The organism is Radicibacter daui (assembly GCA_030657355.1).
Classification (GTDB): domain Bacteria; phylum Pseudomonadota; class Alphaproteobacteria; order Radicibacterales; family Radicibacteraceae; genus Radicibacter; species Radicibacter daui.
On sequence record CP131056.1, the window covers coordinates 1,449,553 to 1,476,421 of the forward strand.

Below are 26,869 nucleotides of genomic sequence, written 5' to 3' on the forward strand. Positions count from 1 at the left end.
CGGATATTTTCCGGAAACAGCGTTCTTGCCAAATCTAAAACGTTATGGTTAAAGTCTAAAACGTTTTAGAAAAGATTTAGGGCAAAAGCCCCTGAATCGGGAAGAAGGGCGGTGACAGGCCGCCGATGGTCCGGGAGGCGCCGGTGACGGCACGCAGACAGATGCGGCTCAAGGAGCTTGCGCAGGAGCTGGGGCTTTCCATCCCCACCGTTTCGCGTGCCCTGGGCGGCTACAGCGATATCAGCGAAGCGACCCGCGCCCGCGTCAAGGAAGCGGCGGAGCGGTTGGGTTACGTGCCGAGCCGGGCAGGCCGCATGCTGGTCTCCGGCCGGTCGGATTTCATCGGCATGCTTTTGCAGGTGCGCGACCACCAGATGCTGGACGCCTCGCTCGGCGAGTTCGTCGCCGGCCTCAGCGAAGGTTTTGCGCTGGAGGGCAAGGATCTCTTCATCGCCACGGTGACCGCAAGCCAGAGCGATCTCGACGTCCTGACCCATATCGTCGACGGCCAGCGCGCCGATGCCATGGTGCTGAACCGCACCATGGTGAATGACGAGCGGGTCTCCTACTTGCTCGACCGCAATTTCACCTTCGTGACCCACGGCCGCGCCAGCGGCGAGAAGCGGCCTTACGCCTGGGTGGATACCGACAGCGAAGGGGCCTTTGCCCTGGCTGTCGAGCGTCTGGTCGCGCTGGGGCACCGGCGGTTTGCCCTGATGGGCAGTGAAGAGCCATTCAACTTCTCCCATATCCGCCGCCGCGCGATGGAGGCTGCCCTCAACGAGCATGGCCTTGCCTTGCTGCCGGAGCGGGTGGCCGCGCCGCGCCTGACGGCCCCGGACCGTTTTCTTGCCGAGGCGATGCGGCTTTTAAGCCTGCCCGAGCGGCCGACGGCGATCCTGTGCGTGACCGATGCACTGGCGCTCGCCGTGCTGGAAGCCGCACGGCTCAAGGGCCTCTCGGTGCCGAAGGATTTGTCGGTCATCGGCTTCAACAATATTCCTGTGGCGGCCTATTCGGACCCGCCGCTTTCCACCTTCGACCAGGAAGCGCAGCGCGCCGCCGGCCTTGTGGCGCGCATGACGCTTGAGCTTATCGAGCGCGGCCCGGCGGCGCTCGGACATCACCTCATCAAGCCGGGTTTTATCGAGCGGGCCAGCCATGGTCCGGCACCGGCCGGCTGAGCTGGCCTCAAGGCGGGCGGGGAGGGCATGGCTCTCCCAAGTGTCCGACCACAAAAAGAACGGGAGGAGCAGATATGCTCGGGAAACAGTTTACGCTCCGTGGCGCCTTGTCGGCGCTTGCGGTTACCGCCGGCCTTTCGGCCGCTTTTGGCGCTGGTGCAGCCCGTGCCGACGGCATGCTTTTCTGGTCCACCCAGGCACGTCCGGTGGAAGAGGCGCAGGCCGTACGCGAGCAGGTGCTGGCAGGGTTCGGTGCGCCGGTCGATTTCCAGCCGCAGGATAACGGGCCCTTCTTTACCCGTATCCAGGCCGAGCTTGAATCGGGCAAGGGCACCATTGCCGTGCTCGGCGGCCTGCATGCCGATTTCAGCACGCTCGTGCCCAATATGATCGATCTGGACGATGTCGCCGGCACACTCGGCGATGCCCATATCAGCCAGACCTTTACCGGCCTCTCGAAGCTCGGCACCGACCACTACAAGTACATCCCCTGGATGCAGGCGAGCTATGTCATGGCCGCCAACAAAAAGGCCCTGCAGTACCTGCCCAAGGGCGCCGACATCAATGCGCTGACTTATGACCAGCTCATCGAATGGGCCAAGGCGATGAAGGACGCGACCGGCAGTCCGAAATTCGGCCTGCCCGCTGGCCCCAAGGGCCTGTTGCACCGGTTCTTCCAGGGTTATGCCTACCCGTCCTTCACCGGTTCGGTGGTGACGAACTTCCGCTCTCCGGAAGCGGTCGCCATGTGGGACAAGCTGAAGGAACTCTGGGCCGTCGCCCAGCCGGCTTCCACCAATTACGGCTTCATGCAGGAGCCGCTGCTGACCGGCGAAGTGTGGGTTGCCTGGGAACACACCTCGCGCCTGCAGGATGCCTTCAACAAGATGCCGGATGATTTCGTCGCCTTCCCGGCACCGGCCGGCCCGCAGGGCCGTGGTTTCATGCCTGTTCTTACCGGGCTGGCTGTTCTCAAGACCGCGCCGGATGCCGCGGAGTCGAAGAAGCTCATCTCCTATCTGATGAAGCCGGAAAGCCAGGTGGCGATGCTGAAGGCAACCGGCTTCTTCCCGGTAACCGATGCGAAGCTGCCGGATGACATGCCGGCTTCCATGCGCATCTCCGGCGCGGCCATCCAGGCTCAGTCCGGCGCCAAGGATGCTGTCGCCAGCCTGCTGCCGCAGGGCCTTGGCGAACTCGGGGGCCGTTTCAACAAGGTCTATACCGACAGCTTCCAGCGCATCGTGCTGGCCGGCCAGCCGGTCAAGGACGTGCTCGATGATGAAGCCAAGGTGCTGAAGTCCATCATGGACGAGGCCAAGGCTCCGTGCTGGGCGCCGGACAAACCCTCCGAAGGCACCTGCCCGGTCAACTGATCTCTCCAGAACCTCCCCTGATGCCGGCGGTGCCAGAGCCGCCGCCGGCATCCTTCTTTCTCCGGGAGCCGGCCGGCCCACAGCTGCCTGATGGCTGGTCCGGCTTTACGGGAAGGAGCATTTCCGATGATTTCAAAACGCGCGCTTCCCTATCTCCTGCTGCTGCCGGCGACGGTCTTTCTGATCGTCTTCTTCGTGCTGCCGTTCCTGCAGGTTGCCTGGTACGCGGTTACCGATGACGGCGGCTTTACGCTCCAGCACTTCGAGACCATGCGGCAGGACTGGAAGTTCATGCCGGCGCTTACCAACACCTTCCTTCTGGTGATCATCATCGTGCCGATCCAGATCGCCTTGTCGCTCGGCATGGCCTCGCTGGTCACGAAGATGAAAACCGGGCGCGAGCTGGTGCTCTATATCTGGACCATTCCGCTCGGCATTTCCGATCTGGCCGCCGGCCTGATCTGGCTTTCCATTCTTGACCAGACCGGCTTCATGAACAGCGTGCTGTTCCATCTCGGCGTCGTCGACCAGCCAGTCAACCATCTGCTTTATAATGACTATCCCGCGCTCATCGCCGCCGTGGTGCTGGCCGAAGTCTGGCGTTCCACAGCCATCGTGCTGGTGGTGCTGGTGGCGGGCATGGGCCTTATCCCCAAGGAATATGGCGAGGCGGCCGAGGTGTTCGGCGCCAGCCCGTGGAAGCGTTTCATCAAGGTCACACTGCCGCTGCTGCGCCCCAGCCTGCAAACGGCGCTTATCCTGCGCACCATCCTGGCCTTCGAGGTGTTTGCCGTGGCCGTCGCGCTGACCGGCACCAACCTGCCGGTTTTGATGAGCGAGACCTTCCATTGGCAGTTCGACCTGCAGGACCGGCACGTCGCCTCCGCCTATGCGCTGGTGCTGCTGGCGGTCTCCATCGCCTTCACCCTGGTTTATCTGCGCGTGCTGCGCGTGCGTGAGGAGGAGCGGGCATGAGCGCCGTCACCGAAACCGAAGCCGCCGCCTTCGTGCCCGCCGATGCCCGCCGGGCCGGGCGGATGCTGAACGCCGCCATCATCATCCTGCTGTGCGTCTGGGTGCTGCTGCCGATCTATCTGGTGCTGGTCAACGCTCTCAGCGATCCGCAGACGGTAACCGGCTGGCCCAAGCACTTCGTCCCCACCTTCGATCTCGGCAGCCTTAGTTTCTTCATCTCCTATGCCGGGGTGCTGAAGGCGCTGGGCAATTCCGTTGTCGTCGCCGTGCTGACCATGGTGCTGTCGCTGGGGTTCGGGGCACCGGCAGGTTACGCTCTGGCCCGTTTCGATTTTCCCGGCAAGGGCGTCTTCCGCCTGCTGGTGCTGATGACGCGGGCCTTCCCGCTGCCGCTGCTGGCCCTGCCGCTGGCCGTCATGTTCATCCGCACCGGGCTTGATGACAGCCTCTTTGGTCTCGCGCTGGTGCACACTACGCTGGCGCTGCCCTTTTCCGTGCTCATCACCGCCTCGCTCTTCTCCGGCATTCCCTTCGAGCTGGAGGAGGCGGCCTGGACGCTGGGCTGCACACGGCTGCAGGCCGTGCGCAAGGTGGTGCTGCCGCTCGCCCTGCCAGGCATTGCCGCCTCGGGCGTCTTTGCCTTCGTCACTTCATGGAACGAGGTGTTTGCCGCTGCGGTGCTCACCATCCGCAACCGCACCCTCACTGCCTTTCTCATCCAGAGCCTCGACGTGTCGCCGCTGCCGCTGAAATTCGCCGGCGCGGCGGTGCTGGTCTTGCCGGCGCTCATCTTCCTCTTCGCCGTGCGCAAGTACCTGTTCTCGCTCTGGGGCATCGCCAATCGTTAAGGGAGCCGCCCATATCATGGCCACCATCTCCATCAAGGGCGTTCAGAAGTCCTACGGCACATTTACCGCGCTGCATGGCATCGATCTGGAAATCGCTGACCAGGAATTCCTTGTGCTGCTGGGCGCCTCCGGCTGCGGCAAGACTACGCTTCTGCGCATCGTCGCCGGCCTTAACAGCCCGAGCCGCGGCAGCGTGAAGATTGGCGGCAACGAGGTTACACACCTGCCGCCGCGCTCGCGCGGCATCTCCATGGTGTTCCAGAACTACGCCGTCTTCCCGCATCTGACGGTCTTCGAGAACATCGCCTTCGGCTTGCGTATGCAAAAGCTGGAGAAGGCTGAGGTGGAGCGCCGCGTGCGGCGCTGTGCCGGCCTCATGCATATCGAAGGGCTGCTGGAGCGTTATTCCGGCCAGCTTTCGGGCGGCCAGCGCCAGCGCGTGGCGGTTGCCCGTGCACTCGCCATGGAGCCGTCGGTGCTGCTGATGGACGAGCCGCTTTCCAACCTCGATGCGCTGCTGCGCCTCGAGATGCGCGCCGAGCTCAAAAGCGTGCTGCAGGAAAGCCGCACCACCACCGTCTATGTCACGCATGATCAGGTGGAGGCGATGAGCCTCGCTGATCGTATTGCCGTCATGCATGGCGGCCATATCGTGCAGGTGGCAACACCTATCGAGGTCTATCGCAACCCCGCCACCCGCTTTGTCGGCGGTTTCATCGGCAGCCCGCCGATGAATTTCCTCCCCGCAGAAGCCGTGGAAGGCGGCTGGCAGGTGGCCGGCAAGCGGTACGAGGGCCCCCGTGCGGACGGGCTCGAATTCGGTATCCGGCCGGAAGATCTGGAGCCGGCGGAAGCCGGTTTTGCCGGCGAGGTGCGGGTGATCGAGCCGCTTGGCGCCCATCAGTTGGTAACGATGAATGTTGCCGGCCAGCTTTTCCGCGCCGTGCTCGACAGCGACCGCCGGGTGAGCCTTGGCGAGACGCTGACACTCGCGCCCCGGCCCGACCGGGTGCGCTGGTTCGATACCGCAAGCGGCCTTGCCGTCGCTGCCTGACCCGAGCCTTTCAGGAAGTCTGACAGACCCATGCCTGTTTTCATCGCCGGAATTCAAACCATGCAAGACAATGCCGCCGCTATCCTGGCCGAGAACGACCGGGGCACCTACACCGTGCCGACCAAGGGGCTCTACCCCTTTCAGTGGAACTGGGATTCCTGCCTGACCGCCCTTGGCCAGCAGCAGCTGGACGAGGCCCGCGCCTGGCTGGAGATCGACACGCTGCTGGCCCACCAGTGGCCGGACGGCATGGTGCCGCACATCATCTTCCATGTGGAAGATGACGGGTATTTCCCCGGCTCCAACGTGTGGGGCACCAACCGGCCGACACCGACGTCCGGCATCACCCAGCCGCCGGTCTGCGCCTTTGTGCTGCGCCGCCTCTATGAGCGGGCGAGCGACAAGGCTCAGGCACGGGAAATGGCGCTCCGGCTGGCGCCGAAGGCCGCCGCCTGGCACCGCTGGTTCTACCGGTGCCGCGACCCGCATGGCACCGGCCTTGTGGCGCTGCTGCACCCGTGGGAATCCGGCCGCGACAATAGCCTCGACTGGGTGGAGCCGTTGATGCGGGTACCGGACGAGGGGGTAACGCCCTATGTGCGGCGCGACACCACCCATGTCGATCCGTCCCAGCGCCCGACCAAGGCGGAGTACGACCGCTATCTCTGGCTGGTCGAGCATTTCCGCGATCTCGGCTGGAACAACGAGATCCTGCACGACAACTCGCCTTTCCGCGTCGTCGATCCGGGTTTCAACGCCATCCTGATCCGCTCCGACGAGGATCTGGCCTGGCTGGCCGGCGAGCTGGGGCTTGCCGATCTGGCCGCCGAAGCCACGGCCCGGGTGGTGAAGGCGCGTGCGGCGCTGGAGACGCTGTGGAGCGAGGAGGACCGGCAGTATCTCTGCTTCGATCGTGCGCTGGGCGCGCCGGTCAAAAGCGCGTCGGTCGGCGGGCTGTTGCCGCTCTTTGCGGGTGCGGGTGATGCAGGCCGGCAATCCGCCCTTGCCGGTACCTTGCGCAAATGGCGCGGCCAGACGCGCTTTGGTGTCGCCAGCCACGACCCCGCCGATCCGCGGTTTGAGGCCAAACGCTATTGGCGCGGCCCGGCATGGCTTATCGTCAACTATCTGCTGGTGGACGGGCTCAAGCGTTGCGGGCTGGATGACGCGGCCGAAGAAGTGCGGCGCGACAGCCTTGGCCTGATCCAGCAATCGGGTTTTGCCGAATATTATGATCCGCTGACCGGCGAGGCGCTGGGCGGCGGGCGCTTTACCTGGACGGCGGCCATGGTGCTGGAATTCCTGCGCGGTGAAAGGGCCTGAGGCGGAAATGAAGATCCTCGGCTTCGGCGCCCATCCGGATGATGCCGAGATTTTCTTTCTCGGCACCCTTCTGGCTTTCAAGGCTGCCGGTCATGAGATCGGCTGGGTGGTGGCGAGCGATGGCGCCAAAGGCGGCCCCAATCCGGGGCCGGCACTCGCCCGGCTCAGGGAAGGAGAGGCATCGGCCGCGGGCAAGCCGCTCGGCGTCACCCCCGTTTTCCTGCGCCGGCCGGATGGCGGGCTCAGCGAGGATGCGGGGCTCAAGGCAGCGGTCGAGGCGGTTATCCTTGCCGAGGCGCCCGATCTGGTGTTGACCCATGCGCCGGAAGATTATCACCCGGATCACCGGGCGCTCTCCCGCGCTGTGAGCGATGCCGCCAGTTTCCGCGCGCCGGTGCTTTATGTCGACACGCTGAACGGTGTCGGTTTCCAGCCGCTCTATTATGTCGATATCACGCCCCATATGGCGGCCAAGCAGATGGCGATCCGCTGCCATGAAAGCCAGCGGCCGGAGCGCTTCGTAACTGCGGCAACCGCCCTCAACCGGCTGCGTGCCGTCCAGTGCAATGCGGTGGAGGAGGAGGCTTACGCCGAGGCCTTCCGTTTCGAGCCGCGCGCCCCCTTTGCCGATCCGCGAGGACTGCTGCCGCCGTCGCCGCCGGTAAGGCCGCTCGGCCGTCGCACGGATGATGTGCCAACGGCGTTTGGGCAGAGGTAATGTCTCTTCCATCCAATCCTGCCCGAAAGGCAGCCCGGTCAGGCGTTTCGTGAAGTGCCGCGTTCAGGGAGCCGCTGCCTTCGCGTCGAGCACCCCGATCACGCACAGGCAGTCGCCGGCTTTGACAAGGCCGGGGAAATGTCGGGCGACGAGGATGCCTGACATGGCGGCCTTGTATTCCAGCGGGCTGAGGCCGGTGCGGGCGGTGGGATGGATGCGGGCGATGATCTCGCCTGCCGTCACCGGCTCACCCAGATCCTTGCAGGTCTCAACCATGCCGTCGCTCTCGGCGAAGGTGAAGCAGGCGTCCGATGGCATATCGATCCAGCGCGTAGCGATTTTTTCCGGCGCGCCGGGCAGGATGCCGAAATGCTTGAGGAGATTGCGCGTGCCACGGCGGGCGATCGCGACCGTTTCGGCGCGCGCTGTGCCGCCGCCGCCGAGCTCGGTGGTCACGAACACCTTGCCCATCATCTCGGCGGTGGTGTCGTACATGCCGACGGCATCGATCTCCAGCATGCGGTTGGAGTAGGGGGCGGAGAAGGCTTCGACGGCAGCAAAGCAGCGCTCCTCCTGCGTCTTGTCGGGCAGGATGTGGGCGGCGGCAAAGGGCACGAAATCCAGAGTGCGCCCGCCGGAATGGAAATCCAGCACCACATCGGCGAGCGGCAGCAGGTAGCGGGTGAAATAATCCGCGATCTTGGCCGTCGGGGATCCATCCGGCCTGCCGGGAAAACTGCGGTTGAGATTGCCTCGGTCGATCGGCGAGGTGCGCGTGCCGGCGAGAAAAGCCGGATAGTTCATCGCCGGCACGATGATGATGCGGCCGGTCACTTCCGCCGGATCCACGGTGCGCGCGAGGTCGAAGAGGGCAATCGGCCCTTCATATTCATCACCGTGATTGGCGCCGGTCAGCAGGGCAGTGGGCCCGTCGCCATTCTTGATGACGGCGATGGGGATCATCACCGATCCCCAGGCGCTGTCGTCCCGGCTGTAGGGCATGCGCAGGAAGCCGTGCTGCACGCCGTCCCGGTTGAAGTCGACGGAAGGGACGATGGCGCTGGGCGCCATCAGGGCCGGGGCGGCGGAGGGCAAGGGGCCGGACTGCATGATAGGTGGCCCCCTAATGCTTGACGAAGAGCTGGCGCGGCACGTTGGCCAGGCACTCGACGCCGGTTTGGGTGATGACGATGCTCTCGGTGATCTCCAGCCCCATCGTCTCCAGCCACAGGCCGGTCATGAAATGGAAGGTCATCCCGGGCTTGAGTTCCGTCCGGTCACCGGGGCGCAGGCTCATGGTGCGCTCGCCCCAGTCCGGCGGATAGCTGAGGCCGATCGGGTAGCCGGTGCGGTTGTCTTTGGTGATGCCGTGTTTCTTGAGCACGGCAAAAAAGGCGTTGGCGATATCCTCGCAGGCATTGCCGGGTTTCGCGGCGGCAAGCCCGGCCTCCATGCCCTCCAGCACCGCCTTTTCCGCATCCAGGAAGGCCTGCGTGGGTTTGCCGAGAAAGACCGTGCGCGAGAGCGGGCAGTGGTAGCGCTTGTAACAGCCGGCGATCTCGAAAAACGTGCCTTCGCCGGACTTCATCGGCTGGTCGTCCCAGGTAAGATGCGGGGCGGAGGCGTCTTCGCCCGAGGGCAGCAGCGGCACGATGGCGGGATAGTCGCCGCCGAAATCGGAAACGCCGCGGGTGCCGGCATCGTAGATTTCGGCCACCAGGTCACATTTGCGCATGCCCGGCGTCACCGTCTCCAGGATGCGGTCATGCATCACCTCCACGATGCGGGCGGCGCTGCGCATGTAAAACAGCTCCTGCTCGCTTTTGACCGCGCGCTGCCAGTTGACGAGGGCGGTTGCATCCTCGAAGCGGGCATTGGGCAGGTGGCGCACCAGCGAGGCGAAGGCAGCGGCAGAGAAATAGTAGTTATCCATCTCCACGCCGATGCGCCCGCCCCCCCAGCTCCGGTCGGCGATGATCTGCGAGAGCAGGTCCATCGGATGGCGCTCGGTGGACTGCACATAATGGTCCGGATAGCCGATGATGTTGTCATGGCCGAGCCATGCCGTGCGTTTGGCACCATTGGCATCCTGCCCGCGCCCGTACCACACCGGCTCGCCGCCAAGCGGCACCAGCACCGCCTGATGCACATAGAAGGACCAGCCGTCATACCCGGTAAGCCAGGCCATGTTGGAGGGGTCGCTGATGATCAGCAGATCGAGATGCCGCAAGGCCATGGCGCCATGCACCTTGGCTAGCCGCTGGGCGTATTCTTCCCGGGTGAAGTTGAGGTGCAGACCCTTGGACTGGGCCGTCTGGGAGGTGGAAGTCATCGGATGGGTCACTCAGCTCTGGAAGGTCGTGCCCGCTTCGGCGGCCAGTGACCGCGTACGGGCAAGGGTGGCGATGGCGGTGTCCTGAACGCCGGTTCCGGTCAGGTCGCACAGGGTGATCGCCTCGGGCGAAGGCCGGCCGGCGTAGCGCCCGGCCATGATCTGGCCGAGCTCGGGAAACAGCCGGTCCGCTGCTACGAGACCGGCGGCAATGGCATGGTGCAGTTCCCCCAGCCGGCGGGTCTGGGCAAGGCTGTCGGCGACATAGAGGTCGCAGCCGGCAATCACCGCCGGGTCGATCTCGTTCTTGTGCTCGGCATCGGAGCCCATGGCCGTGATGTGCTGCCCCGGGGCAAGCCAGGCTGCCTTCAGCAGCGGCTGGCTGGCAGGGGTGGTGGTCACGATAATATCCGCGCCGGTCACCGCCTGCTGCGGCGTTGCCATGGCGGTGACGGCAATGCCGGTGCTGGCAGAAAGCTCATCAGCGGCGAGGCTGGCTTTTGCGCCGTCACGAGCCCAGATCCGGGCCTCGTCTATCGGCCGCACCAGCCTTAGCGCCTGCAATTGCAGGCGGGCCTGCACCCCGGCGCCAAGGATGGCGGCAACCCGGCTGTCCGGCCGGGAAAGGTGCCAGGCGGCAACGGCGCCGGCCGCGGCGGTGCGGAGGTCGGTCAGGTAACCATTATCGAGCAGCAGCGCCTCGACGAGCCCGGTTTCGGCGCTCAGCAGCACCATCATGCCGTTGACGCTGGGCAAACCTCTGGCCGGATTGTCGAAAAAGCCGGGGCTGATCTTGATGGCGAAACTGTCGAGCCCGGGGACATAGGCGGTCTTGACGTCCACCTCGGCCCGGCGCTCGGCGATGTCGAGGCGCAGGATAGGCGGCATGACCACGTCGCGGGTGGCGAGCGCCAGAAAGGCCCCTTCAACGCAGGCAACGACGCTTTCATCCAGCGTGATGACCCTGCGAAGCTCGGCTTCGGTAAGGATGCTCATCTGCGCCATGGCTCAGCGAAGCTCCTGTGCTGCGGGGGAGAGGGCGGCTATGTCGACGCGCTCGCCGCCGGCGAGGCGGTGATGCAGTGCCATGTCGATGTTGCGGCCGGAGAGCAGGGCCACTACTGGCCCTTGGCTCCCGATCTTGCCGGCCAGCAGGGCGGCAATGCCGACGGCGCCGGCGCCTTCCACCACCTCGCGCTCCTGGTGATAGGCATGGGCGATGCCGGCAGCGATTTCCGCCTCGCTCAGCAGGATGAGGTCATCGAGCAGGGCACGCAGCATCTGGAAGGTGTAGCGGTTGCCGAGGCCGATGCCGCCGCCGAGGGAATCCGCCAGCGTCGGCAGTTCCTCCACATCGACCGGATGGCCGGCGGCAAGGCTGGCCGCCATTGCGGCGCCACGCTCCATGGAAATACCGATGATCCGCACATCCGGTTTCAGCGCCCGGATCGCCGCGGCCGTGCCTGCCGCCAGCCCGCCGCCGGAGACCGGCAGCAGCACGGTGGCGAGGTCGGGCAGATCCTCGATTATTTCCAGCCCCATCGTGCCCTGACCGGCAATGACGGCGGGGTGGTCGAAGGGGGGCACGGCGGTGAGGCCTTCTTCCGCCACCAGCCGGTTGACTTCCAGCTGGGCCTCGTCCTGCGAGCGGCCGACGATCCGCGCTTCTGCCCCTTCCGCCTTCACTGCTTCCAGCTTGTTGGGCGGCACGAGGCGCGACATGCACACAACGCAGCGAATGCCCTCGGCCGCCGCGGCATGGGCGAGTGCACGGCCATGATTGCCTGTTGAAGCCGCCGTAACGCCGCGCGCCCGGGCAGCCGCATCAAGGCCCAGCACGGCGTTGGTGGCGCCGCGCAGCTTGAAGCTGCCCGTACGCTGGCGGCTTTCCAGCTTCAGCCAGACGGGCACTTCCAGCCGGGCGGAAAGGGAGGGGGAGGGCGCGAGGGGCGTGCGCTCGATATGGCCCGCAAGGCGGGTCCGGGCGGCACGGATATCGTCCAGCGTCACCGGCAGCGCGGAAGCTTCATTGCGGAGGACGGCGCTGCTCATGAGGCGAGCCCCATCAGGCGGCCGAGTGCCGGCTGCGGCGTGGTTTCGCCGCATAGCCTCAGGCAGGCCCAGGCGGAGGCAAGATTGCTGGAGATAACCGGGCGGCCGATGGCGGCCTCGATCTCCGGCACGATTTCGGCAGCCCGCAGGGCGGTGCAGGAGATGAAGAGCGCTTCAGCCTCCGGCGCGGTCGCCTCGATGGCGGCCTTCACCAGCGTGCGCTGGTCGACCCGCGCCATCTCGCGGTCATCCTCCAGCCCGAAGCAGGTGAGCCCCAGCACGTCGAGCCCGGGGCCGCCCGCGGCGCCTTCGGCAAAATAGCGCGCCATCGGGGCGCTGGTTGCTTCGGTATAAGGGGTAAGGATGCTGATACGGCGAACGCCAAGGGCGGCAAAACCCTGCCGCGCCGCGCCGGGGGGCGTGACCACCGGCGTGCCGGGTTTGCCGGCGACAATCGCCGCCTCCACCGCCGCGTCGCCGATGACGACGGAAGCGGAGGTGCAGGAATAACAAAGTGCATCGAACGGCTCGTCCGGCAGCAGCAGGGCGGCGCCTTCGGTTAGGCGCGGCTGCATGCGGCGCAGATTTTCCGGCGTTACCGGGTTGGTCCAGCCGATGCGGGAGGTGTAGAGCCCGATACGCTCGCTCGCCACCATGCGGCGGAAATCCGCTTCGCTGGTGTGATCTGTGGACAGGACGATCAGCCCCACCCGTTTTTCAAACGGGCTGGCGTCGAAGCCCAGCGTCTGCGGGGGCAGCGAAAGCGGGGAGCGGCGGAGCGGAATATCGGCCATCGGGGCACCGGTCCTGAAGTCAGCCGATCCGTCCCAGCCGGCGCTCGAGCAGGCGCAGCAGGCTGACGGAGATGAGGCTGATGATGAGGAAGAACACACCCACGAGCGTCATGGGTTCGAGATAGCGGTAGTTGAAATTGGCAACGCTGCGGGCCTGGTTCATCAGCTCGAGCACGGTGATGGCCGAGAGCAGCGGCGTTTCCTTGAACATGGCGATCAGATAGTTGGCGAGCGCCGGCACCATCGGCGGGATCGCCTGCGGCAGGATGATCTGGGTCCAGGTCTGCCGGCCGGTCAGGTTGCAGGCCTTGGCGGCCTCCCACTGGCCGGTCGGCACATTGTCGATACCGGCGCGGTACACCTCGGCCGTGTAGGTGCCGTAATGGAGGCCAAGGCCGATAAGGCCGGCCGTCATCGGGCCGAGCGTGATGCCGGCGTCCGGCAGCACATAGAAGAGGAAATAGAGCTGCACCAGCAGCGGCGTGCCGCGGATGAACTCGATGACGAAGCTGGTTGTGCGCATCACCGCCTTGTTTGGCGAGCGGCGCAGCAGGGCAAGCGCAAGGCCGATGACGGCGGCCAGCACCGCCCCGCCGAGCGTTGCCAGGATGGTAACGCGCACACCCTCCAGCAGGGTGGGCAGGATTTCCCAGACGAAAGACCAGGACCAGTCCAACTCTCGGCCTCCCCGTCAGGTTCGCACGCCTTCGAGGCCGCGCGTCAGGCGCTTCTCGAGGCCGCGGATGGATCTGGACAGCGCAAGCGCCATCACGAAATAGAGCAGCAGGATGGTGATGAAGGGCACCGCGGTGCTGCCGGTCTGCGCCCTTACCACCTGTGCCTGGAAGGTCATGTCCGACAGCGAGATGAGCGAGACCACGGCCGTTGCCTTCAAAAGTTCGATGGCGTTGTTGCAGAAGGTCGGCAGCATCAGGACCAGCGCCTGCGGCAGGATGACGTGGCGCAGCCCCTGCCAGCGGGTGAGGTTGAGTGCCCGGCACGCCTCATGCTGCTCGCGCCCGATGGATTGCACCGCCCCGCGTACCACTTCGGCGCCGTAGGCCCCGACATTGAGGCCGAGGGCGAGGATGCCGGCTTCCAGCGGCGTCAGCGTCAGGCCGAACAGCGGCAGCACGAAATAGGCCCAGAACAGCTGGACGAAGATCGAGGTGCCGCGAAAGAACTCGATATAGCAGGTGGCAAGCCACCGGACCGGGGCGTGCAGCGAGAGGCGCCCGAGGCCGGCGATGAAGGCCATCATCAGCGCCAGCACGCAGCCGGCGAGCGTCAGCCCCACCGTGACGAGGGCCCCTTCCAGAATGAGTGGGATGAAGCTGAACCAGGAGTGCATTACCGGTGCCGCACCGTCTGTCTGTTGGCGGAAGGCTTGAAGGGGCGGGGCTGCCGGCCGGCGATGATGCCTGCCGGCAACCCGTGCCGTTGCTCAGGTCAGCCGCCGCACAGCTTGTCGCGGGTGGTTGACATGGCTGCCGCTGCCGAGAAGCCGTAGGGCTCGATGATCTTGGCGAAATCGCCCGACGCCTTCATCTCCGCCAGCACCTTGTCATAGGCATCGCGCAGATCGGCATCCTGCTTGCGGAAAGCGGCGCCGTCGCAATAGACCGGCGCACCCTTGACCGGCGCGATGACAGCCAGGTCGGGGTCGTTCGCTTTCTTCACCAGATCGTTGATGGAGAGGACCGGCAGCGAATAGGCATCGATGCGCCCGTCCTGCAACATCTTGACGCCGCTCTGCCCGTCCGGAACCACGATGACACGATCCCGCGGCACGCCGGCCTGCAGGGCGAGCTTTTCTTCCGTTCCGCCGCCGGGAGCGCCGATCCTGGCCTTGGGATTGTCGGCAATGTCCTTGTAGCTGGCAAAGCCCATCGGGTTACCCTTCTTCACCAGAAGGGCCTCGGCATCGCACAGGATCGGCTCGGAATAGGCCACCGCCTTGCAGCGCTCCGGCTTCATGAAGAGGCCGGCGGTCACCGCGTCGAAGCGGCCCGCCTGCAGGCCGGGGATCATGGCGCCATATTCGGAGATGGAGGCGACGATGTCGCCGACGCCGAGGCGCTTGAAGACCTCGCGCGCCACATCCGGCGCGGCGCCGCTGACGGTGCCGTCCGGCTTCACTTCGGTATAGGGCGGCTCGTTGGCGATGGCCACGCGGGCAAAGCCCTGCTTCTTCAGCTCTTCCAGCTTGCCGTCGGCGACGGCCGGGGCGCTCATGAAGCTGCTGGAAAGGGCAAGGGCCGCCAGCGCGCCAAGGGTGATGCGCAGGCTTTTGCCGCTGCCGACCCTCATGCCGGTTGTCATGAAGTTCATTTTCCCGTGTCTCCTGTTCGATGAGGCCGCTTTGCGGCCAGTTATGTTCTTGTCTGCAAGAAAAGAGGCCCCCGGCAGGCAGCGGACCTCCCTGTCCACTGCCCTTCGATCCGGCCTCCCGGATAGCTCCGCCCATTTTCTGGTGCTTGGTTGCCTGCGGCTTCCCGGGCGGCGGGAAGGCGTCAGATGCGATGGCCCGCGGCGATGATCTTCCTGAGGAAGGCCTGGGTGCGTTCCTGGCGCGGGTCGGTGAAAATCTGCTCGGGCGGGCCTTCTTCCACGATGTTGCCGCGGTCGAAGAACAGCACCCGGTCGGCGAAATCGTGGGCAAAGCCCATTTCATGCGTGACGAGCAGCATGGTCATGTCCGTCTCTTCGGCGAGGCGCTTCATGACATTCAGCACCTCCTCGACCAGTTCGGGGTCGAGAGCGGAGGTCACCTCGTCGAACAGCATGATTTTGGGCTGGAGGGCGAGCGCACGGGCAATGGCAACGCGCTGCTTCTGTCCGCCGGAAAGGGAAGCCGGCTTCATCTTCGCCTTCTCGGCCATGCCGACCATGGCGAGCAGGCGCATGGCCTCGGCTTCAGCCTCGGCGCGCGGCACGCCCTTGGTCAGCATGGGCGCGAGGGTAACGTTGTCGAGAACCGTCTTGTGCGGGAAGAGATTGAAGAGCTGGAACACCATGCCGATCTTGGCCCGCATGCGGTGCAGATGCCTGTCGTCCGCCGGCACCAGCCTGTCGCCACGCTGCATGTGGAAAAGATGTTCGCCTTCCACCTTTATGTGGCCGCCATTGATGCCCTCAAGGGTCATCAGGATGCGCAGGATGGTGGTCTTTCCCGAGCCGGAAGGGCCGATGAGGGCCAGCTTCTCGCCCGGCTTCACCGAGAACGACAGCTCGTTCAGCACATTGTAGGCGCCGAAATTCTTGCTGATACGGTCGACTTCGATGATCGGCTGGGACACGGCGCGGAGGCTCCCCGGTGCGTTCCGTTGTGTGCACCGACGATGGGAGCCTTACAAAATCATGTCAATTATTATATTGAATCATGTCAATTTCAGTCAAATGGCCAGCAACACCGGTTCCGGCTCGCTGCTGAGCAGGTTGACAACGCAGGTAAGGCCACGGCGCAGGCCCTCTTCGCTGGTGGAGCCCACGGAGATACGCACGGCGGCCGGATGCTGGCTGCCGGAGGTCACGAAGGACGAGCCGGGGGCGATGGCGACATTCTGCAGCCGGGCATGGGAGACGAAGGCGGCTTCGGAGCGGTTTTCTCCCAGCGGCAACCACACATGCAGCCCTTCCGGCTGGCTGCAATACCCGGTGCCGGCCAGCAATTCGGCGGCAATACGCTGGCGTGCCCGCAGCGTGGTGCGCTGCCATTCCATCAGCTGCTGTGCCTTGCCATCTTCCACCCATCTGGCGGCGATTTCCGCCAGCAGCGGCGTTGCCATCCAGTTGGTCACGAGGTGGCGGTTGGCGGCTGCCGGCACCAGCCGGTCGGGCACTACCAGATAGCCATTGCGCAGGCCCGGCATCACACATTTGGTAAAGGTGGTGAGGTAGAGCGTGATGTCCGGGGCAAGCGCCCCGAAGGGTGCCGGCCGCTCGGAAACCAGCGGGCCGAGCGCATCGTTTTCGACAATCAGCAGCCCGTGGCGGCGCGCGATCTCGATGATCTGCTGCCGGCGCGTCAGGCTCATGGTGGTGGCGGTCGGGTTTGCCGCCGTCGGCACCATATAAAGCGCCCGCACATCCCCCTCGCGGCAGGCGCGCTCCAGCGCATCCGGCACGATGCCGTCATCGTCGATGGCGAGGCCGACAAGCTTCAGCCCCAGATAGGCGGCAAGCGGCACTAGCGTGTGGTGGCCGATCTCCTCCGTGACCACGGTCGAGCCGGGCGGCGCGGCCACCATCAAGGCGATGGTCATGGCGGCGGTGGCGCCATTGGTGAGGCACACATTGCCCGGCTGGCACTCGATTCCGCACAGCTTCAGCCAGTCGAGTGCGACGGTGCGGTGGCGGGTGAAGAGCGTATTGGGGCGGAAGGAGAGGGCAATCGCCGGGTCGAGCGAGCGGGAGAGGTCGGCGAGGGCGGCCTGCAGATGCTCCACATGCATCGGCTCGCACACCGGCTTCAGGATCGAGAGATCCTCTACCTGGTCCAGCCGTTCGGGAATATAGGGCGGGTCGGGTTCGCGCTGCGGGGTGCGCACGAAGGTGCCGCGTCCGGTCTCGCCGGAAACCAGGCCCCGCCGACCCAGCTCCTCATAGGCGCGGCCGACCGTCTGCACGGAAATGCCCAGATCGTCAGCCAGCCGCCGGTGCGGCAGCAGCTTGGTGCCATTGGCCAGCCGCCCGTCGGCAATAGCGCCGGATATCTCCTCCGCGAGGGAGAGATAGACGGGGCGGCGCAGTTTGGAGGGATCCGGTTGCCAGATTGTCATGCTACAGTTAGTGATCAAAATCAGTGCAATTGACAATGAAAAAACCAGCGGCCCATGACCTCTCTCAAACTGGATGCGATCGACATCAGGATCCTGGCCGAGGTGCAGCGGCGCGGGCGTATCACCAAACTGGCGCTGGCGGAAGCCGTAGGCCTGTCGCCAACTCCGTGCTGGAACCGGCTGAAGCGGCTGGAGGAGGGGGGTATCATCAGCGGTTATCACGCCCGGCTGGCGCTGAGGCCGCTGGGGCCGAGCGCGATGGTGTTGATGGAGGTGACGCTCGGTGCGCACCGCCAGGCGGATTTTGATCGCTTTGAAAAAATCGTGCGCCAGCATGACGAAGTGGTGAGCTGCTGGTCAGTCGGCGGCGGGATCGATTACATGCTGCGGGTGGTCACGCCGGACATCGATGCCTATCAGCGGCTGGTGGACGGGCTGCTGGCAGGGGACGCCGGCATTGACCGCTACTTCACCTATATCGTGACCCGCATTGTGAAGGATGAACCCGGCCTGCCGCTTTCCGTGCTGGTGCCCCCGGCCGGCTAGCCCCTCCGTCCGGCCCTTCCGCCGGGCCCGGAAGAAGAGACAGTCTCTCCCCGGGCAGCCCCTGCCGGAGAGACTGTCTGCCACCGGCGGTCACAACAGACCCATCCTCTCCTCAGGTCCCCTTACGCTTTGAACAGAGGGCGCCGCTGCGATGTCCGCTCCGGCACCTCCGTTTTCAACTCTCCGGCCCTTTCGGGGGCTGGCGGCAGGCAAGGGGCGCTCGTCATGACAGCACAGGCAGCACGGCTTCACCGTCACGAGGCGCTGGACCGGCTTGAGGATCGCCGCCTGCTGCGGGAGCTCGCCTATGTGGGCGGCAAGTGGCATGCCGGGCCCGGCGGCAAGGCGTTCGAGGTTTGCGATCCCGCCTCCGGCGCCAACCTTGCCTGGGTCGCCCATCTCGATGGTGCCGGTACGGGCGCTGCCATTGATGCCGCGCAGCAGGCGCTGGCAGGCTGGCGGGCCCTGTTGCCGCAGGAGCGCTGCCGGCTGCTGAGAGAATGGCACCGGCTGGTGCTGGCCGCAAAGGCCGACCTTGCCCTGCTGATGGTGCTGGAGCAGGGCAAGCCGCTCGCCGAGGCGGAGGGCGAGATCGACTATGCCGCCTCCTTCATTGACTGGTACGCCGAAGAGGGGCGCCGGCTGAATGTGGAGGGGGTGACCAGCCACCTGCCGGATGCGCGCATGCTGGTAAGCCGGGCGCCGGTCGGCGTCGTCGGGCTGGTGACGCCATGGAATTTCCCCAGTGCGATGCTGACGCGCAAGGCGGCCGCGGCGCTTGCGGCAGGCTGCACCGTCGTTGCCCATCCCGCCTCGGCAACGCCGCTCTCCGCCCTTGCACTGGCGGAGCTTGCCGAGCGCGCCGGACTGCCCGCCGGTGTCTTCAATGTGGTGACCGGAGAGGCGGCGCCCATCGTGAAGCGCCTTTGCGAAGATAGCCGCGTGCGGGCGATAAGCTTTACCGGCTCCACCGAAATCGGCCGGTTGATCGCGGGGCAATGCGCCCCGACGGTCAAGAAGCTGGTGATGGAACTTGGCGGCCATGCGCCGTTGCTGATTTTTGCCGACAGCGACCTCGGCAAGGCTGTCGATATTGCAATGGCGGCCAAGTTCGCCACCTCCGGGCAGGATTGCCTTGCTGCCAACCGCATCTATGTCGAGCGGCCGGTCTATGACGCGTTCTGCACGGCTTTTGCCGAGCGTATTGCCGCCCTGAAAGTCGGGACTGGCTTGGAACCGGGCGTGGAGATTGGCCCGCTGATGCATGAGCGCGCCATCGCCAAGGTCGAGGCGCAGGTTGCCGATGCACTGGCGCGCGGCGCGACGCTGCTGGCCGGTGGCAAACGCCACAAGGCCGGGCGGCTCTTTTACCAGCCGACGCTGCTGGCCGACGTTCCGGAAGGGGCGTCGATCCTCACCGAAGAAACCTTCGGGCCGGTGGCGGCGGTGCTGCCCTTCGATAGCGAGGAAGAGGCCGTCGCCCGTGCCAACGATACCGAATATGGCCTTGTCGCCTATGTGGTGACGGCGGATCCGCGCCGCATCTTCCGCCTTGGCGAGGCGCTCGATTACGGGATGGTCGCCGTCAACCGGGTGAAGATCACCGGGGCGCCCGTGCCCTTTGGCGGCGTCAAGCAGTCCGGCCTCGGGCGCGAGGGCTCGCGCCACGGCATCGAGGCTTTCACCGACCTCAAATATCTCTGCCTGGACGTTGCCTGACCCTGTCAGTTCGCCGGCACACCCATCGACAAATCATCGCAAGGAACAGGAGAAGCAGCCATGCTGGAGCGCAGCAACGAACTGGAAGCGTGGGACCGGGACCATTTTTTCCATCCCTCCACGCATATGGCGGCGCATGCGCGCGGCGAGACGCCGAACCGGGTGATCGCGGGCGGCGAGGGGGTCTACATCACTGACGCTGCCGGCAAGCGCAGCCTCGATGCCTTTGCCGGGCTCTATTGTGTCAATGTCGGGTATGGGCGCCGCGAGATTGCCGATGCCATTGCCGAGCAGGCGCACCAGCTCGCCTATTACCATGCCTATGTCGGCCATGGCAGCGAGCCGTCGATCCGGCTTGCCCGTATGATCATCGACCGGGCGCCGGCGGGCATGAGCCGGGTCTATTTCGGCCTTTCCGGGTCCGACGCCAACGAAACCAACATCAAGCTGGTCTGGTACTACAACAATGTGCTGGGCCGGCCGGAGAAGAAGAAGATCATCTCGCGCTGGCGTGGTTATCACGGCTCGGGCGTGATGACGGGCAGCCTCACCGGGCTTGAGCTGTTCCACCACGCCTTCGACCTGCCGCGCGCGCCCATCCTGCACACCGAGGCGCCCTACTATTTCCGCCGCGCCGATCGCTCGCAGACGGAAGAGGAATTCTCGCAGCATTGTGCCGACAAGCTGGAGGAGATGATCCTTGCGGAAGGGCCGGAGACGGTCGCCGCCTTCATCGGCGAACCGGTGCTCGGCACCGGCGGCATCGTGCCGCCGCCCGCCGGCTACTGGCAGAAGATCCAGGCCGTGCTCGATAGGTATGACATCCTGCTGATTGCCGATGAGGTGATCACCGGTTTCGGTCGCCTTGGCTCGATGTTCGGCAGCGAGCATTACGGCATGAAGCCGGACCTCATCACCATCGCCAAGGGGCTCACCTCGGCCTATGCCCCGCTTTCAGGCGTTATTGTGGGCGAGCGGATGTGGAAGGGGCTGGAAAAGGGCTCCGACGCGCTGGGTGCTATCGGCCATGGCTGGACCTATTCCGCCCATCCACTCTGCACGGCTGCCGGCATCGCCAATCTTGAGCTGATCGACAAGCTGGGCCTCGTCGCCAACGCCGGCGAAACCGGAAAGTATTTCCTCGACGGCCTCAAGGCGGCACTGGCGGACCATCCGAATGTCGGCGAGGTGCGCGGCGAAGGGCTGATGGCGGCCATCGAGTTCGTTGAAGACAAGGATGACCGTGTGTTCTTCGATCCCGCCCGCAAGGTGGGGCCGGCCCTTGCGGCGGCGCTGCTGAAGCAGGGCGTCATCGGCCGTGCCATGCCGCAGGGCGATATTCTGGGTTTTGCGCCGCCACTCTGCCTGACGCAGGAGGAGGCCGACATCATCATCGCCGCCGCAAAGGCGGCTGTGGACGAGGTGCTAACGGTCTGACCGGCCGCAAACCGGCAAAGAAGGGCGGGGGCTTCTTATCCGCCGCCCTTCTTTGTGCTCTCCAGGAGACCGGCCAGTTTTCTCGGGGCGATCAGGCTGTAGCTGCGGCGGATATGGAAGGAGACTTCCTCCCAGTCCGGCTGATTATCCAGATGAATGCCGATCCAGCCCTTGGGGCCGACATAGGGCGGGGCGAAGAAGCGGTTCCTGTCTGCCGCAATCAGGATTTGCTGGCTGCCGGGCGGTGCTTTGAGCCAGACGGCGATGCGGCCGCTGTCTGCCCGCTCCATGGCGAAGATCTTGCCCCGCACCCGGTAAGTTGGCCGTTCCCAGGTTTCCAGTTCTACCGCTTCCGGCAGGCCAAGGCTGAGTTCGCGCAGTTTTTCGGCCGCTGCCTTCAATTCCTGCGCATCGCTCATGACCGGCAGTTCCTCACCATTTGAGGTCGAGGCCGAGCCCGAAATAGTCCGTTCCCAGCATCGGATGCACGGTGATGTCGCTGCGCGTCGTGATCAGCTGGTTGAAGCCCCAGCCGATAAGCGCCCCGGCCACCACATCGCCGACATGGTGCTTGTCCGCCTCGACGCGGGAATAACCGACGAAGCTGGCGAGCGCGTAGGAGGGCAGGCCGATTTCCCAGCCGTAACGCTGGTCGAGGAAGGAGGCGGCGGCAAAGGCGCTGGCGGTGGAGTCCGACGGGAAGGAATTGTCGTCGCTATGGTCAGGCCGGTCTTCATGAATGAAGGATTTGAGCCCGAAGGAGGTCAGCATCGTTGCGCCATAAACGATGCCGAACTGGGCAAGGCCCTCGCGATCATCCTTCAGCACGGTGAGGCCGGCGGTCGCCAGAGGCATTGCGATCTTGAGAACGTTGCCGGCCTTCTCGATATTGTCCGCCCGGGCCGGGGCGCTGGCGGCAAGCGCCGTGATCAGTGCTGCTGAAAAGACTGCTCCGGCGATCTTGCCCGTCATTCGTGTTGTCCCCTTTTGGCTTGTGCCTGTTGTTATTTCGTCCAGATCGATTTTCCCGAGCCCGGCAGGCCGAGCTTCGACCATTTGTTGTCGACCAGATCGACGATCGACTGCTCCATGGCGATCTTCTCACCCCATTCACGCTTGGTCTCGGGCGGCCATTTGTTGGTCGCGTCGAGCCCGATCTTGGAGCCGAGGCCGCTTTCCGGCGAGGCGAAGTCCAGATAGTCGATCGGGGTGCCTTCGATCACCGTCACGTCGCGGGCCGGATCCATGCGGGTCGAGATTGCCCACATCACATCCTTCCAGTCGCGCGCATTGATGTCGTCATCCACCACGATGACCCACTTGGTGTACATGAACTGCCGCAGGAACGACCATACTCCCATCATCACCCGTTTGGCATGGCCGGGATAGGCCTTCTTCATGCTGACGACGGCAATGCGGTAGCTGCATCCTTCCGGCGGCAGCCAGAAATCGACGATTTCCGGGAACTGCTGGATGAGCAGCGGGATGAACACCTCGTTGAGCGCTTCGCCCAGTACGGAGGGTTCATCCGGCGGCCGTCCGGTGAAGGTGGAGAGATAGATGGGCGAGGAGCGCATGGTGATCGCGCTCACCGTAAAGACCGGGAAGCGCTCCACCGAATTATAATAGCCGGTGTGGTCGCCATAGGGGCCTTCATCGGCATAATCGTCGAGGCTTACATGGCCTTCGAGCACGATTTCGGCCTGCGCCGGCACCTTCAGCGGCACCGTCTTGCAGTCCACCAGTTCCACCTTGCGCCCACGCAGGAGACCGGCGAACTGGTATTCGCTGAGCGTGTCCGGCACCGGGGTTACGGCAGCGAGGATGGTGCCCGGGTCGGCGCCCAGCACCACGGCAGCGGGTAGCGGCTCGGTCTTGCCGGCCTGTTTCCAGCGCTGGTGATGCTGTGCCCCGCCACGGTGCTTCAGCCAGCGCATGATCGCGCGGTTCTTGCCCAGCACCTGCATGCGGTAGATGCCGAGATTGAAGGCGTCCTCGCGTTTGCCGGTCGGGCCCTGCGTCACCACCAGCGGCCAGGTGATGAGCGGCGCAGGCTCGCCCGGCCAGCAGCTCTGGATCGGCAACATGCCCAGATCGATCTCGCCGCCCTTCAGCACAATCTCCTGCGCCGGCGCCTTGCCCACGGTCTTGGGCTTCATCGCCATGACGGTGCGGGCCAGCGGCAGCATCTCCATCGCCTCGCGCCAGCCGCCCGGCGGTTCCGGCTGCTTCAGGAAAGCCAGCGTTTCGCCGACGGCGCGCAGCTCATGCGGCTCGCGGTCCATGCCCCAGGCCACCCGCTCGACGGTGCCGAAGAGGTTCGTGAGCACCGGCATGCCCGAGCGCTGGCCATCGGCGCGGATGGCATTTTCAAACAGTACCGCCGGGCCCTGCTCGGCCAGCAGGCGGGTGTGAATTTCCGTCATCTCCAGCACGGTCGACACCGGCTCGCCCACCCGCACCAGCCGCTCGCGGCCTTCGAGCATCTTCATGAAATCGCGTAAGGATTCGTAGGGCATCGGCGTTACTTCAGGCGGGAGGAAAAAACTTTCCCGCGACAATAGGGATTTGTGCCCGCGCCCGCCAGAGTTCCGCTCCGGTGGTATTGATGATGGCGGGTGCCGATGCCCGTTTTCCTCGTCAGGCCGCTGTGTCTGGACGGTCTGCGGAGAAGGCCACCTCTTTTTGTGCTTCCAGGAGCCTGAGCCTGTTTGTGAGGGCGGAGTGGATGGATTTATAAGCGGTGCTGCCGAGGGCGAGCCGCAGGGGTGGGGTCGGGCTGTCGATGGCCGCGATCATCGCGGTGACCGTCCGTTCGGCATCGCCCCGGATAACAAAGCTTCCATCGCTGATCGCCTTGCGTACCTGCCCGGCCGGGGTCGTCGCATAGGCCGGGATCGTCCCGGCGATTGCCAGATTGGCCCCGAAGTTTGTGCCGGTTGGACCCGGTTCGGCGATGATGCAGTCAATGCCGAAGGGGGCGATCTCCTGGGCTACGGTCTCGACAAAACCTTCGATGCCCCATTTCGTCGCGTGATAGAGGCCGAAGCTCGGATAAGTAATCTGGCCACCTTCCGATGAAATCTGGAGGATACGGCCACTGCCCTGTGCGCGCAGATGCGGCAATGCACTGCGGATCAGCAGGATTGAACCGGTCAGATTGGTGGCAATCTGCTGGTGGATCTGGTCTTCGCTGACCTCTTCTGCTGCGCCGAAGAGACCATAGGCGGCGTTGCTGACGATCACGTCGATGCGGCCGGCAAGAGCAAAGGCCTTGTCGACGGCGGGGCGGATTTCCTCGAGCCGGGAAAGGTCGAGCGGCAGTACGAAAAGCTGCTGATCGTATTCTTTCGATAGAGCGTTGAGAGCGGCCGGCCGTCGCACCAGCGCCACGATCCTGTCGCCGCGGACCAGCAGGCGTTCTGCCATTATGAGGCCGAGGCCGGAGGTCGCTCCGGTAATGAGCCATGTCTTTTGCATCGGGAAGATTCCTTGCTGTGATGGGGAACCTCTCCGATGTGGGGGATATCTATTCGTGCTATAAGGCGCCATATGGTGGATTTGATGGTGAGGGTTTTTCACCAATGGACAGGCCTACTCTCAATGACCTTTCAGCTTTTGCTGCCATAGCCCGCCATCGCAGCTTCCGGAAGGCGGCGGATGAGCTTGGCATTTCGCGTTCTGCCCTTAGTCATACCCTGATAGGTCTGGAGCGAACGCTCGGGGTGCGGCTGCTCAATCGCACGACGCGCAGTGTTGCGGCGACCGAGGCGGGTGCTGCCTTGCTTGACCGGGTGAGCCCGCTGCTGCGAGAGCTGGATGTGGCGCTTGATCTGGTAGCGCTGGAGCAGAAACAGCCCGCAGGAGCGCTGAGGATCAGTGCCAGCAAGGGGGCTGCGCGGGTTTTGCTCGACCTTGTCGTCCCGCAGTTTCTGGAACTCTATCCGGCGGTGGAACTGGATATCGCCAGCGACGGTCGTTTCGTGGATATCGTGGAGGAGGGTTTTGATGCCGGCGTCCGGCTGCTGGAGGCGGTGCCGCAGGATATGATCGCGGTGCGCTTTGGCGGAGACATGCGGTTTGTGGCTCTGGCGGCACCCTCCTATCTGGCACGTCATCCGGCGCCGGAGGTGCCGGATGATCTCAAACAGCACCGCTGTATTCGCCAGCGGCTGCCGAGTGGAAAACGGTACCGCTGGGAATTCGCCCGCAGGGGTCTGGAAATGGCGGTCGAGGTGTCCGGCCCGCTGACCCTTGATGACAATGATCTGATGCTGGCGGCCGCTGCGGATGGTCTTGGCATCGCCTATGTGCCGGAACGTATGGCAGAGGGCTATCTGATGTCCGGGCGGCTGGTGCGGGTGCTGGACGAATGGTGCCCGGCGATACCGGGTCTGGCTCTCTACTATCCCGGCCACCGTCATGTGCCGTCGGCGCTGCGGGCCTTTATTGACATGCTCCGGCCGGAGCGCCGGGGCTAACCTGGCTCCTGGATTGCCAGCAGCCTTGCAAGATCGTCGATCTGATGTTCGGCAAAGACGGTTACCCCGTGCTGGCGCAGCAGCGCGACCGTTACGCCTTCGCCATCGTGCCGGGCGCCGGAAAAGCTGCCGTCATAGATAAAGCTGCTGCCGCAAGAGGGGCTGCCGTCGGTCAGCAGGGCAAAACGGCAACCCTGCTGGCGGGCGAGGGAGAGTGCCATTTCGGCGCCGGCGCGATAAAGCGCGCTGACGTCGCGGCCGGTCTGCTCGATCACCCGGGCCTTGCCGGTCAGTACGCTATTTCCGTTACCGGCATCTGCAATCTCGGCAGCTGGGCGCGGGGTTGCGAAGCCGACGGAAAGTTCCGGACAGATGGCAACCAGCCGGCCTTCCCGCTGCCAGAGGGTGAGCAGTGCGTGAGCGAGGGCCTTGTCGCCGCCATTGTAGCGGATCTTCTGGCCCAGCAGGCAGCCACTGACGAGGATGCGCTCCATGGCGTTTGGTGCTGCCTCCCGGCTTCAGGCGCCCAGCAGCCGCCAGAGGCGGGTGTCGCGGGCATTTTTGTCCTCGATGGCGACGCTGGTGGGTACGCGATATTCGGCGACCGGCTCTATCCCGCTGGTCGGTACATAGGCCCGGCCAGGGTCGCCCAGCAGCACGGTGATCCCGGCGGCGGCCACCTGCCTCAGCCATGGCAGGATATGCGCCGTCATCCGCGCATCGTAACAGACGTCGCCGGCAATCAGCAGGTCGCAGTCGGGGATCGGGCCGTTCACGATGTCGGCGGCGAGTGTTTCCACCGTCACCCCGTTGGCCAGGGCATTGGCCCGGGTGGCTGCGGTGGCGAGCGGATCGATGTCCACCGCCAGCACGCTGGCAGCGCCGGCTTTCATCGCGGCGATGGCGGCAACGCCGCCGCCGCAGGCGAAATCGAGAATGCGGCGCCCGGCCACCAGCTCGGGCCGGTCCAGAAGCAGCCGGGCCATGGCCTGCCCGCCAACCCAGGCAAACGCCCAGTAGGGGGGCTCGATCTCGGCCTTGTTCAGCAAATCTTCGGTGGCCTGCCAGAGCGGCGTGATCTCACTGGCCTGATAAAGCAGGATTTCGGGCAGCAGTTCGGTCGGCTTCAGTTCGGTCGCCTTGCGGATCACCTCGGCAAGCGCCGTATTGTCCGGGGAGAGCTGAAGCAGGAAGGCCGGAAGGTCGCCGGGAGCGGGGATGTCGGTCATCGAATGTCCGGCGAGAAGGG

The 26,869-nt window shown here is 65.0% G+C and carries 27 protein-coding genes; 11 read left to right on the forward strand and 16 right to left on the reverse strand.

Translation table 11 applies throughout. The features are described 5' to 3' along the window. The first annotated feature begins 143 nt into the window (after positions 1-143). The 7 genes from QTL98_RS06825 to QTL98_RS06855 all read left to right on the forward strand — a co-directional run bounded on the left by QTL98_RS06825 (position 144) and on the right by QTL98_RS06855 (position 7,478). Positions 144-1,184: a LacI family DNA-binding transcriptional regulator gene (locus tag QTL98_RS06825; protein ID WP_445681470.1), complete on the forward strand. Its 1,041-nt coding sequence runs from the start codon at positions 144-146 to the stop codon at positions 1,182-1,184. Between the two features lie 74 nt (positions 1,185-1,258). Beyond that, positions 1,259-2,560: an ABC transporter substrate-binding protein gene (locus QTL98_RS06830; protein ID WP_445681471.1), complete on the forward strand. Its 1,302-nt coding sequence runs from the start codon at positions 1,259-1,261 to the stop codon at positions 2,558-2,560. 126 nt (positions 2,561-2,686) lie between these two features. Next, positions 2,687-3,535, forward strand: coding sequence for a carbohydrate ABC transporter permease (locus tag QTL98_RS06835; RefSeq protein WP_445681472.1), 849 nt, complete (start codon positions 2,687-2,689; stop codon positions 3,533-3,535). Further along, positions 3,532-4,383, forward strand: a complete 852-nt coding sequence (locus tag QTL98_RS06840) for a carbohydrate ABC transporter permease (RefSeq protein WP_445681473.1) — start codon at positions 3,532-3,534, stop codon at positions 4,381-4,383. The genes QTL98_RS06835 and QTL98_RS06840 overlap by 4 nt, the downstream gene beginning before the upstream one ends. Positions 4,384-4,399: 16 nt before the next feature. After that, the gene (locus QTL98_RS06845) at positions 4,400-5,437 is read left to right on the forward strand and encodes an ABC transporter ATP-binding protein (RefSeq protein WP_445681474.1); all 1,038 of its coding nucleotides are present in this window, start codon (positions 4,400-4,402) and stop codon (positions 5,435-5,437) included. A gap of 60 nt (positions 5,438-5,497) precedes the next feature. Then, positions 5,498-6,760: an MGH1-like glycoside hydrolase domain-containing protein gene (locus QTL98_RS06850; protein WP_445681475.1), complete on the forward strand. Its 1,263-nt coding sequence runs from the start codon at positions 5,498-5,500 to the stop codon at positions 6,758-6,760. Between the two features lie 7 nt (positions 6,761-6,767). Further along, positions 6,768-7,478: a PIG-L deacetylase family protein gene (locus QTL98_RS06855; protein ID WP_445681476.1), complete on the forward strand. Its 711-nt coding sequence runs from the start codon at positions 6,768-6,770 to the stop codon at positions 7,476-7,478. Positions 7,479-7,541: 63 nt separating this feature from the next. Here QTL98_RS06855 and doeB read toward each other — a convergent pair whose 3' ends face one another. From doeB to ehuR, 10 genes are all read right to left on the reverse strand, one after another. Continuing rightward, positions 7,542-8,588, reverse strand: coding sequence for a N(2)-acetyl-L-2,4-diaminobutanoate deacetylase DoeB (doeB, locus tag QTL98_RS06860; RefSeq protein ID WP_445681477.1), 1,047 nt, complete (start codon positions 8,586-8,588; stop codon positions 7,542-7,544). 13 nt (positions 8,589-8,601) lie between these two features. After that, positions 8,602-9,810 (reverse strand): ectoine hydrolase DoeA, encoded by a 1,209-nt coding sequence (gene doeA, locus QTL98_RS06865; protein WP_445681478.1) that lies wholly within the window; start codon positions 9,808-9,810, stop codon positions 8,602-8,604. A 12-nt stretch (positions 9,811-9,822) separates the two neighbouring features. After that, positions 9,823-10,815 (reverse strand): ectoine utilization protein EutC, encoded by a 993-nt coding sequence (gene eutC / locus QTL98_RS06870; protein WP_445681479.1) that lies wholly within the window; start codon positions 10,813-10,815, stop codon positions 9,823-9,825. Between the two features lie 3 nt (positions 10,816-10,818). Then, entirely contained in the window at positions 10,819-11,862 is a 1,044-nt protein-coding gene (eutB, locus tag QTL98_RS06875) for a hydroxyectoine utilization dehydratase EutB (protein ID WP_445681480.1), read from the reverse strand. Further along, complete coding sequence (gene eutA, locus QTL98_RS06880; protein ID WP_445681481.1) at positions 11,859-12,656, reverse strand: ectoine utilization protein EutA; 798 nt, start codon at positions 12,654-12,656, stop codon at positions 11,859-11,861. Before eutA ends, eutB begins: the two co-directional genes overlap by 4 nt. Before the next feature lie 19 nt (positions 12,657-12,675). After that, complete coding sequence (ehuD, locus tag QTL98_RS06885) at positions 12,676-13,332, reverse strand: ectoine/hydroxyectoine ABC transporter permease subunit EhuD (protein WP_445681482.1); 657 nt, start codon at positions 13,330-13,332, stop codon at positions 12,676-12,678. Positions 13,333-13,347: 15 nt separating this feature from the next. Next, a complete protein-coding gene (ehuC, locus tag QTL98_RS06890) occupies positions 13,348-14,007 on the reverse strand; it encodes an ectoine/hydroxyectoine ABC transporter permease subunit EhuC (RefSeq protein WP_445681483.1) in 660 nt (219 codons plus the stop codon). 98 nt (positions 14,008-14,105) lie between these two features. Beyond that, positions 14,106-14,978: an ectoine/hydroxyectoine ABC transporter substrate-binding protein EhuB gene (gene ehuB, locus QTL98_RS06895; RefSeq protein ID WP_445682101.1), complete on the reverse strand. Its 873-nt coding sequence runs from the start codon at positions 14,976-14,978 to the stop codon at positions 14,106-14,108. A 191-nt stretch (positions 14,979-15,169) separates the two neighbouring features. Beyond that, positions 15,170-15,955 carry an ectoine/hydroxyectoine ABC transporter ATP-binding protein EhuA gene (gene ehuA, locus QTL98_RS06900; protein ID WP_445681484.1) on the reverse strand — a complete coding sequence of 262 codons (786 nt, stop codon included), beginning with the start codon at positions 15,953-15,955 and terminating at the stop codon, positions 15,170-15,172. 96 nt (positions 15,956-16,051) lie between these two features. Then, positions 16,052-17,437: a MocR-like ectoine utilization transcription factor EhuR gene (gene ehuR, locus QTL98_RS06905; RefSeq protein WP_445681485.1), complete on the reverse strand. Its 1,386-nt coding sequence runs from the start codon at positions 17,435-17,437 to the stop codon at positions 16,052-16,054. Positions 17,438-17,491: 54 nt separating this feature from the next. Here ehuR and QTL98_RS06910 point away from each other — a divergent pair, with 54 nt between their 5' ends. The 3 genes from QTL98_RS06910 (at position 17,492) to QTL98_RS06920 (ending at position 21,139) form a co-directional block, all read left to right on the forward strand. Then, a complete protein-coding gene (locus QTL98_RS06910; RefSeq protein ID WP_445681486.1) occupies positions 17,492-17,983 on the forward strand; it encodes an Lrp/AsnC family transcriptional regulator in 492 nt (163 codons plus the stop codon). Positions 17,984-18,208: 225 nt separating this feature from the next. Further along, positions 18,209-19,702, forward strand: coding sequence for an NAD-dependent succinate-semialdehyde dehydrogenase (locus tag QTL98_RS06915; RefSeq protein WP_445681487.1), 1,494 nt, complete (start codon positions 18,209-18,211; stop codon positions 19,700-19,702). A 60-nt stretch (positions 19,703-19,762) separates the two neighbouring features. Beyond that, positions 19,763-21,139 carry an aspartate aminotransferase family protein gene (locus QTL98_RS06920; protein ID WP_445681488.1) on the forward strand — a complete coding sequence of 459 codons (1,377 nt, stop codon included), beginning with the start codon at positions 19,763-19,765 and terminating at the stop codon, positions 21,137-21,139. A gap of 35 nt (positions 21,140-21,174) precedes the next feature. Here the strand turns inward: QTL98_RS06920 and QTL98_RS06925 are convergent, their stop codons facing one another. The 4 genes from QTL98_RS06925 to QTL98_RS06940 form a co-directional block, all read right to left on the reverse strand. Beyond that, entirely contained in the window at positions 21,175-21,558 is a 384-nt protein-coding gene (locus QTL98_RS06925) for an MmcQ/YjbR family DNA-binding protein (RefSeq protein WP_445681489.1), read from the reverse strand. 13 nt (positions 21,559-21,571) lie between these two features. Beyond that, positions 21,572-22,111 (reverse strand): phosphatase PAP2 family protein, encoded by a 540-nt coding sequence (locus QTL98_RS06930; protein ID WP_445681490.1) that lies wholly within the window; start codon positions 22,109-22,111, stop codon positions 21,572-21,574. 32 nt (positions 22,112-22,143) lie between these two features. Next, positions 22,144-23,658 carry a UbiD family decarboxylase gene (locus tag QTL98_RS06935; RefSeq protein WP_445681491.1) on the reverse strand — a complete coding sequence of 505 codons (1,515 nt, stop codon included), beginning with the start codon at positions 23,656-23,658 and terminating at the stop codon, positions 22,144-22,146. Between the two features lie 121 nt (positions 23,659-23,779). Next, positions 23,780-24,619 carry an SDR family oxidoreductase gene (locus QTL98_RS06940; protein WP_445681492.1) on the reverse strand — a complete coding sequence of 280 codons (840 nt, stop codon included), beginning with the start codon at positions 24,617-24,619 and terminating at the stop codon, positions 23,780-23,782. Between the two features lie 104 nt (positions 24,620-24,723). On the opposite strand from QTL98_RS06940, the gene QTL98_RS06945 reads away from it, so the two are divergent. Continuing rightward, positions 24,724-25,620 (forward strand): LysR family transcriptional regulator, encoded by an 897-nt coding sequence (locus QTL98_RS06945; RefSeq protein ID WP_445681493.1) that lies wholly within the window; start codon positions 24,724-24,726, stop codon positions 25,618-25,620. Here the strand turns inward: QTL98_RS06945 and QTL98_RS06950 are convergent. Both QTL98_RS06950 and QTL98_RS06955 read right to left on the reverse strand, forming a co-directional pair. Then, positions 25,617-26,114: a 2-thiouracil desulfurase family protein gene (locus QTL98_RS06950; RefSeq protein ID WP_445681494.1), complete on the reverse strand. Its 498-nt coding sequence runs from the start codon at positions 26,112-26,114 to the stop codon at positions 25,617-25,619. The two genes, QTL98_RS06945 and QTL98_RS06950, sit on opposite strands and share 4 nt — an antisense overlap. A 24-nt stretch (positions 26,115-26,138) precedes the next feature. Then, positions 26,139-26,849 (reverse strand): class I SAM-dependent methyltransferase, encoded by a 711-nt coding sequence (locus QTL98_RS06955; protein ID WP_445681495.1) that lies wholly within the window; start codon positions 26,847-26,849, stop codon positions 26,139-26,141. Between the last annotated feature and the right edge of the window lie 20 nt (positions 26,850-26,869).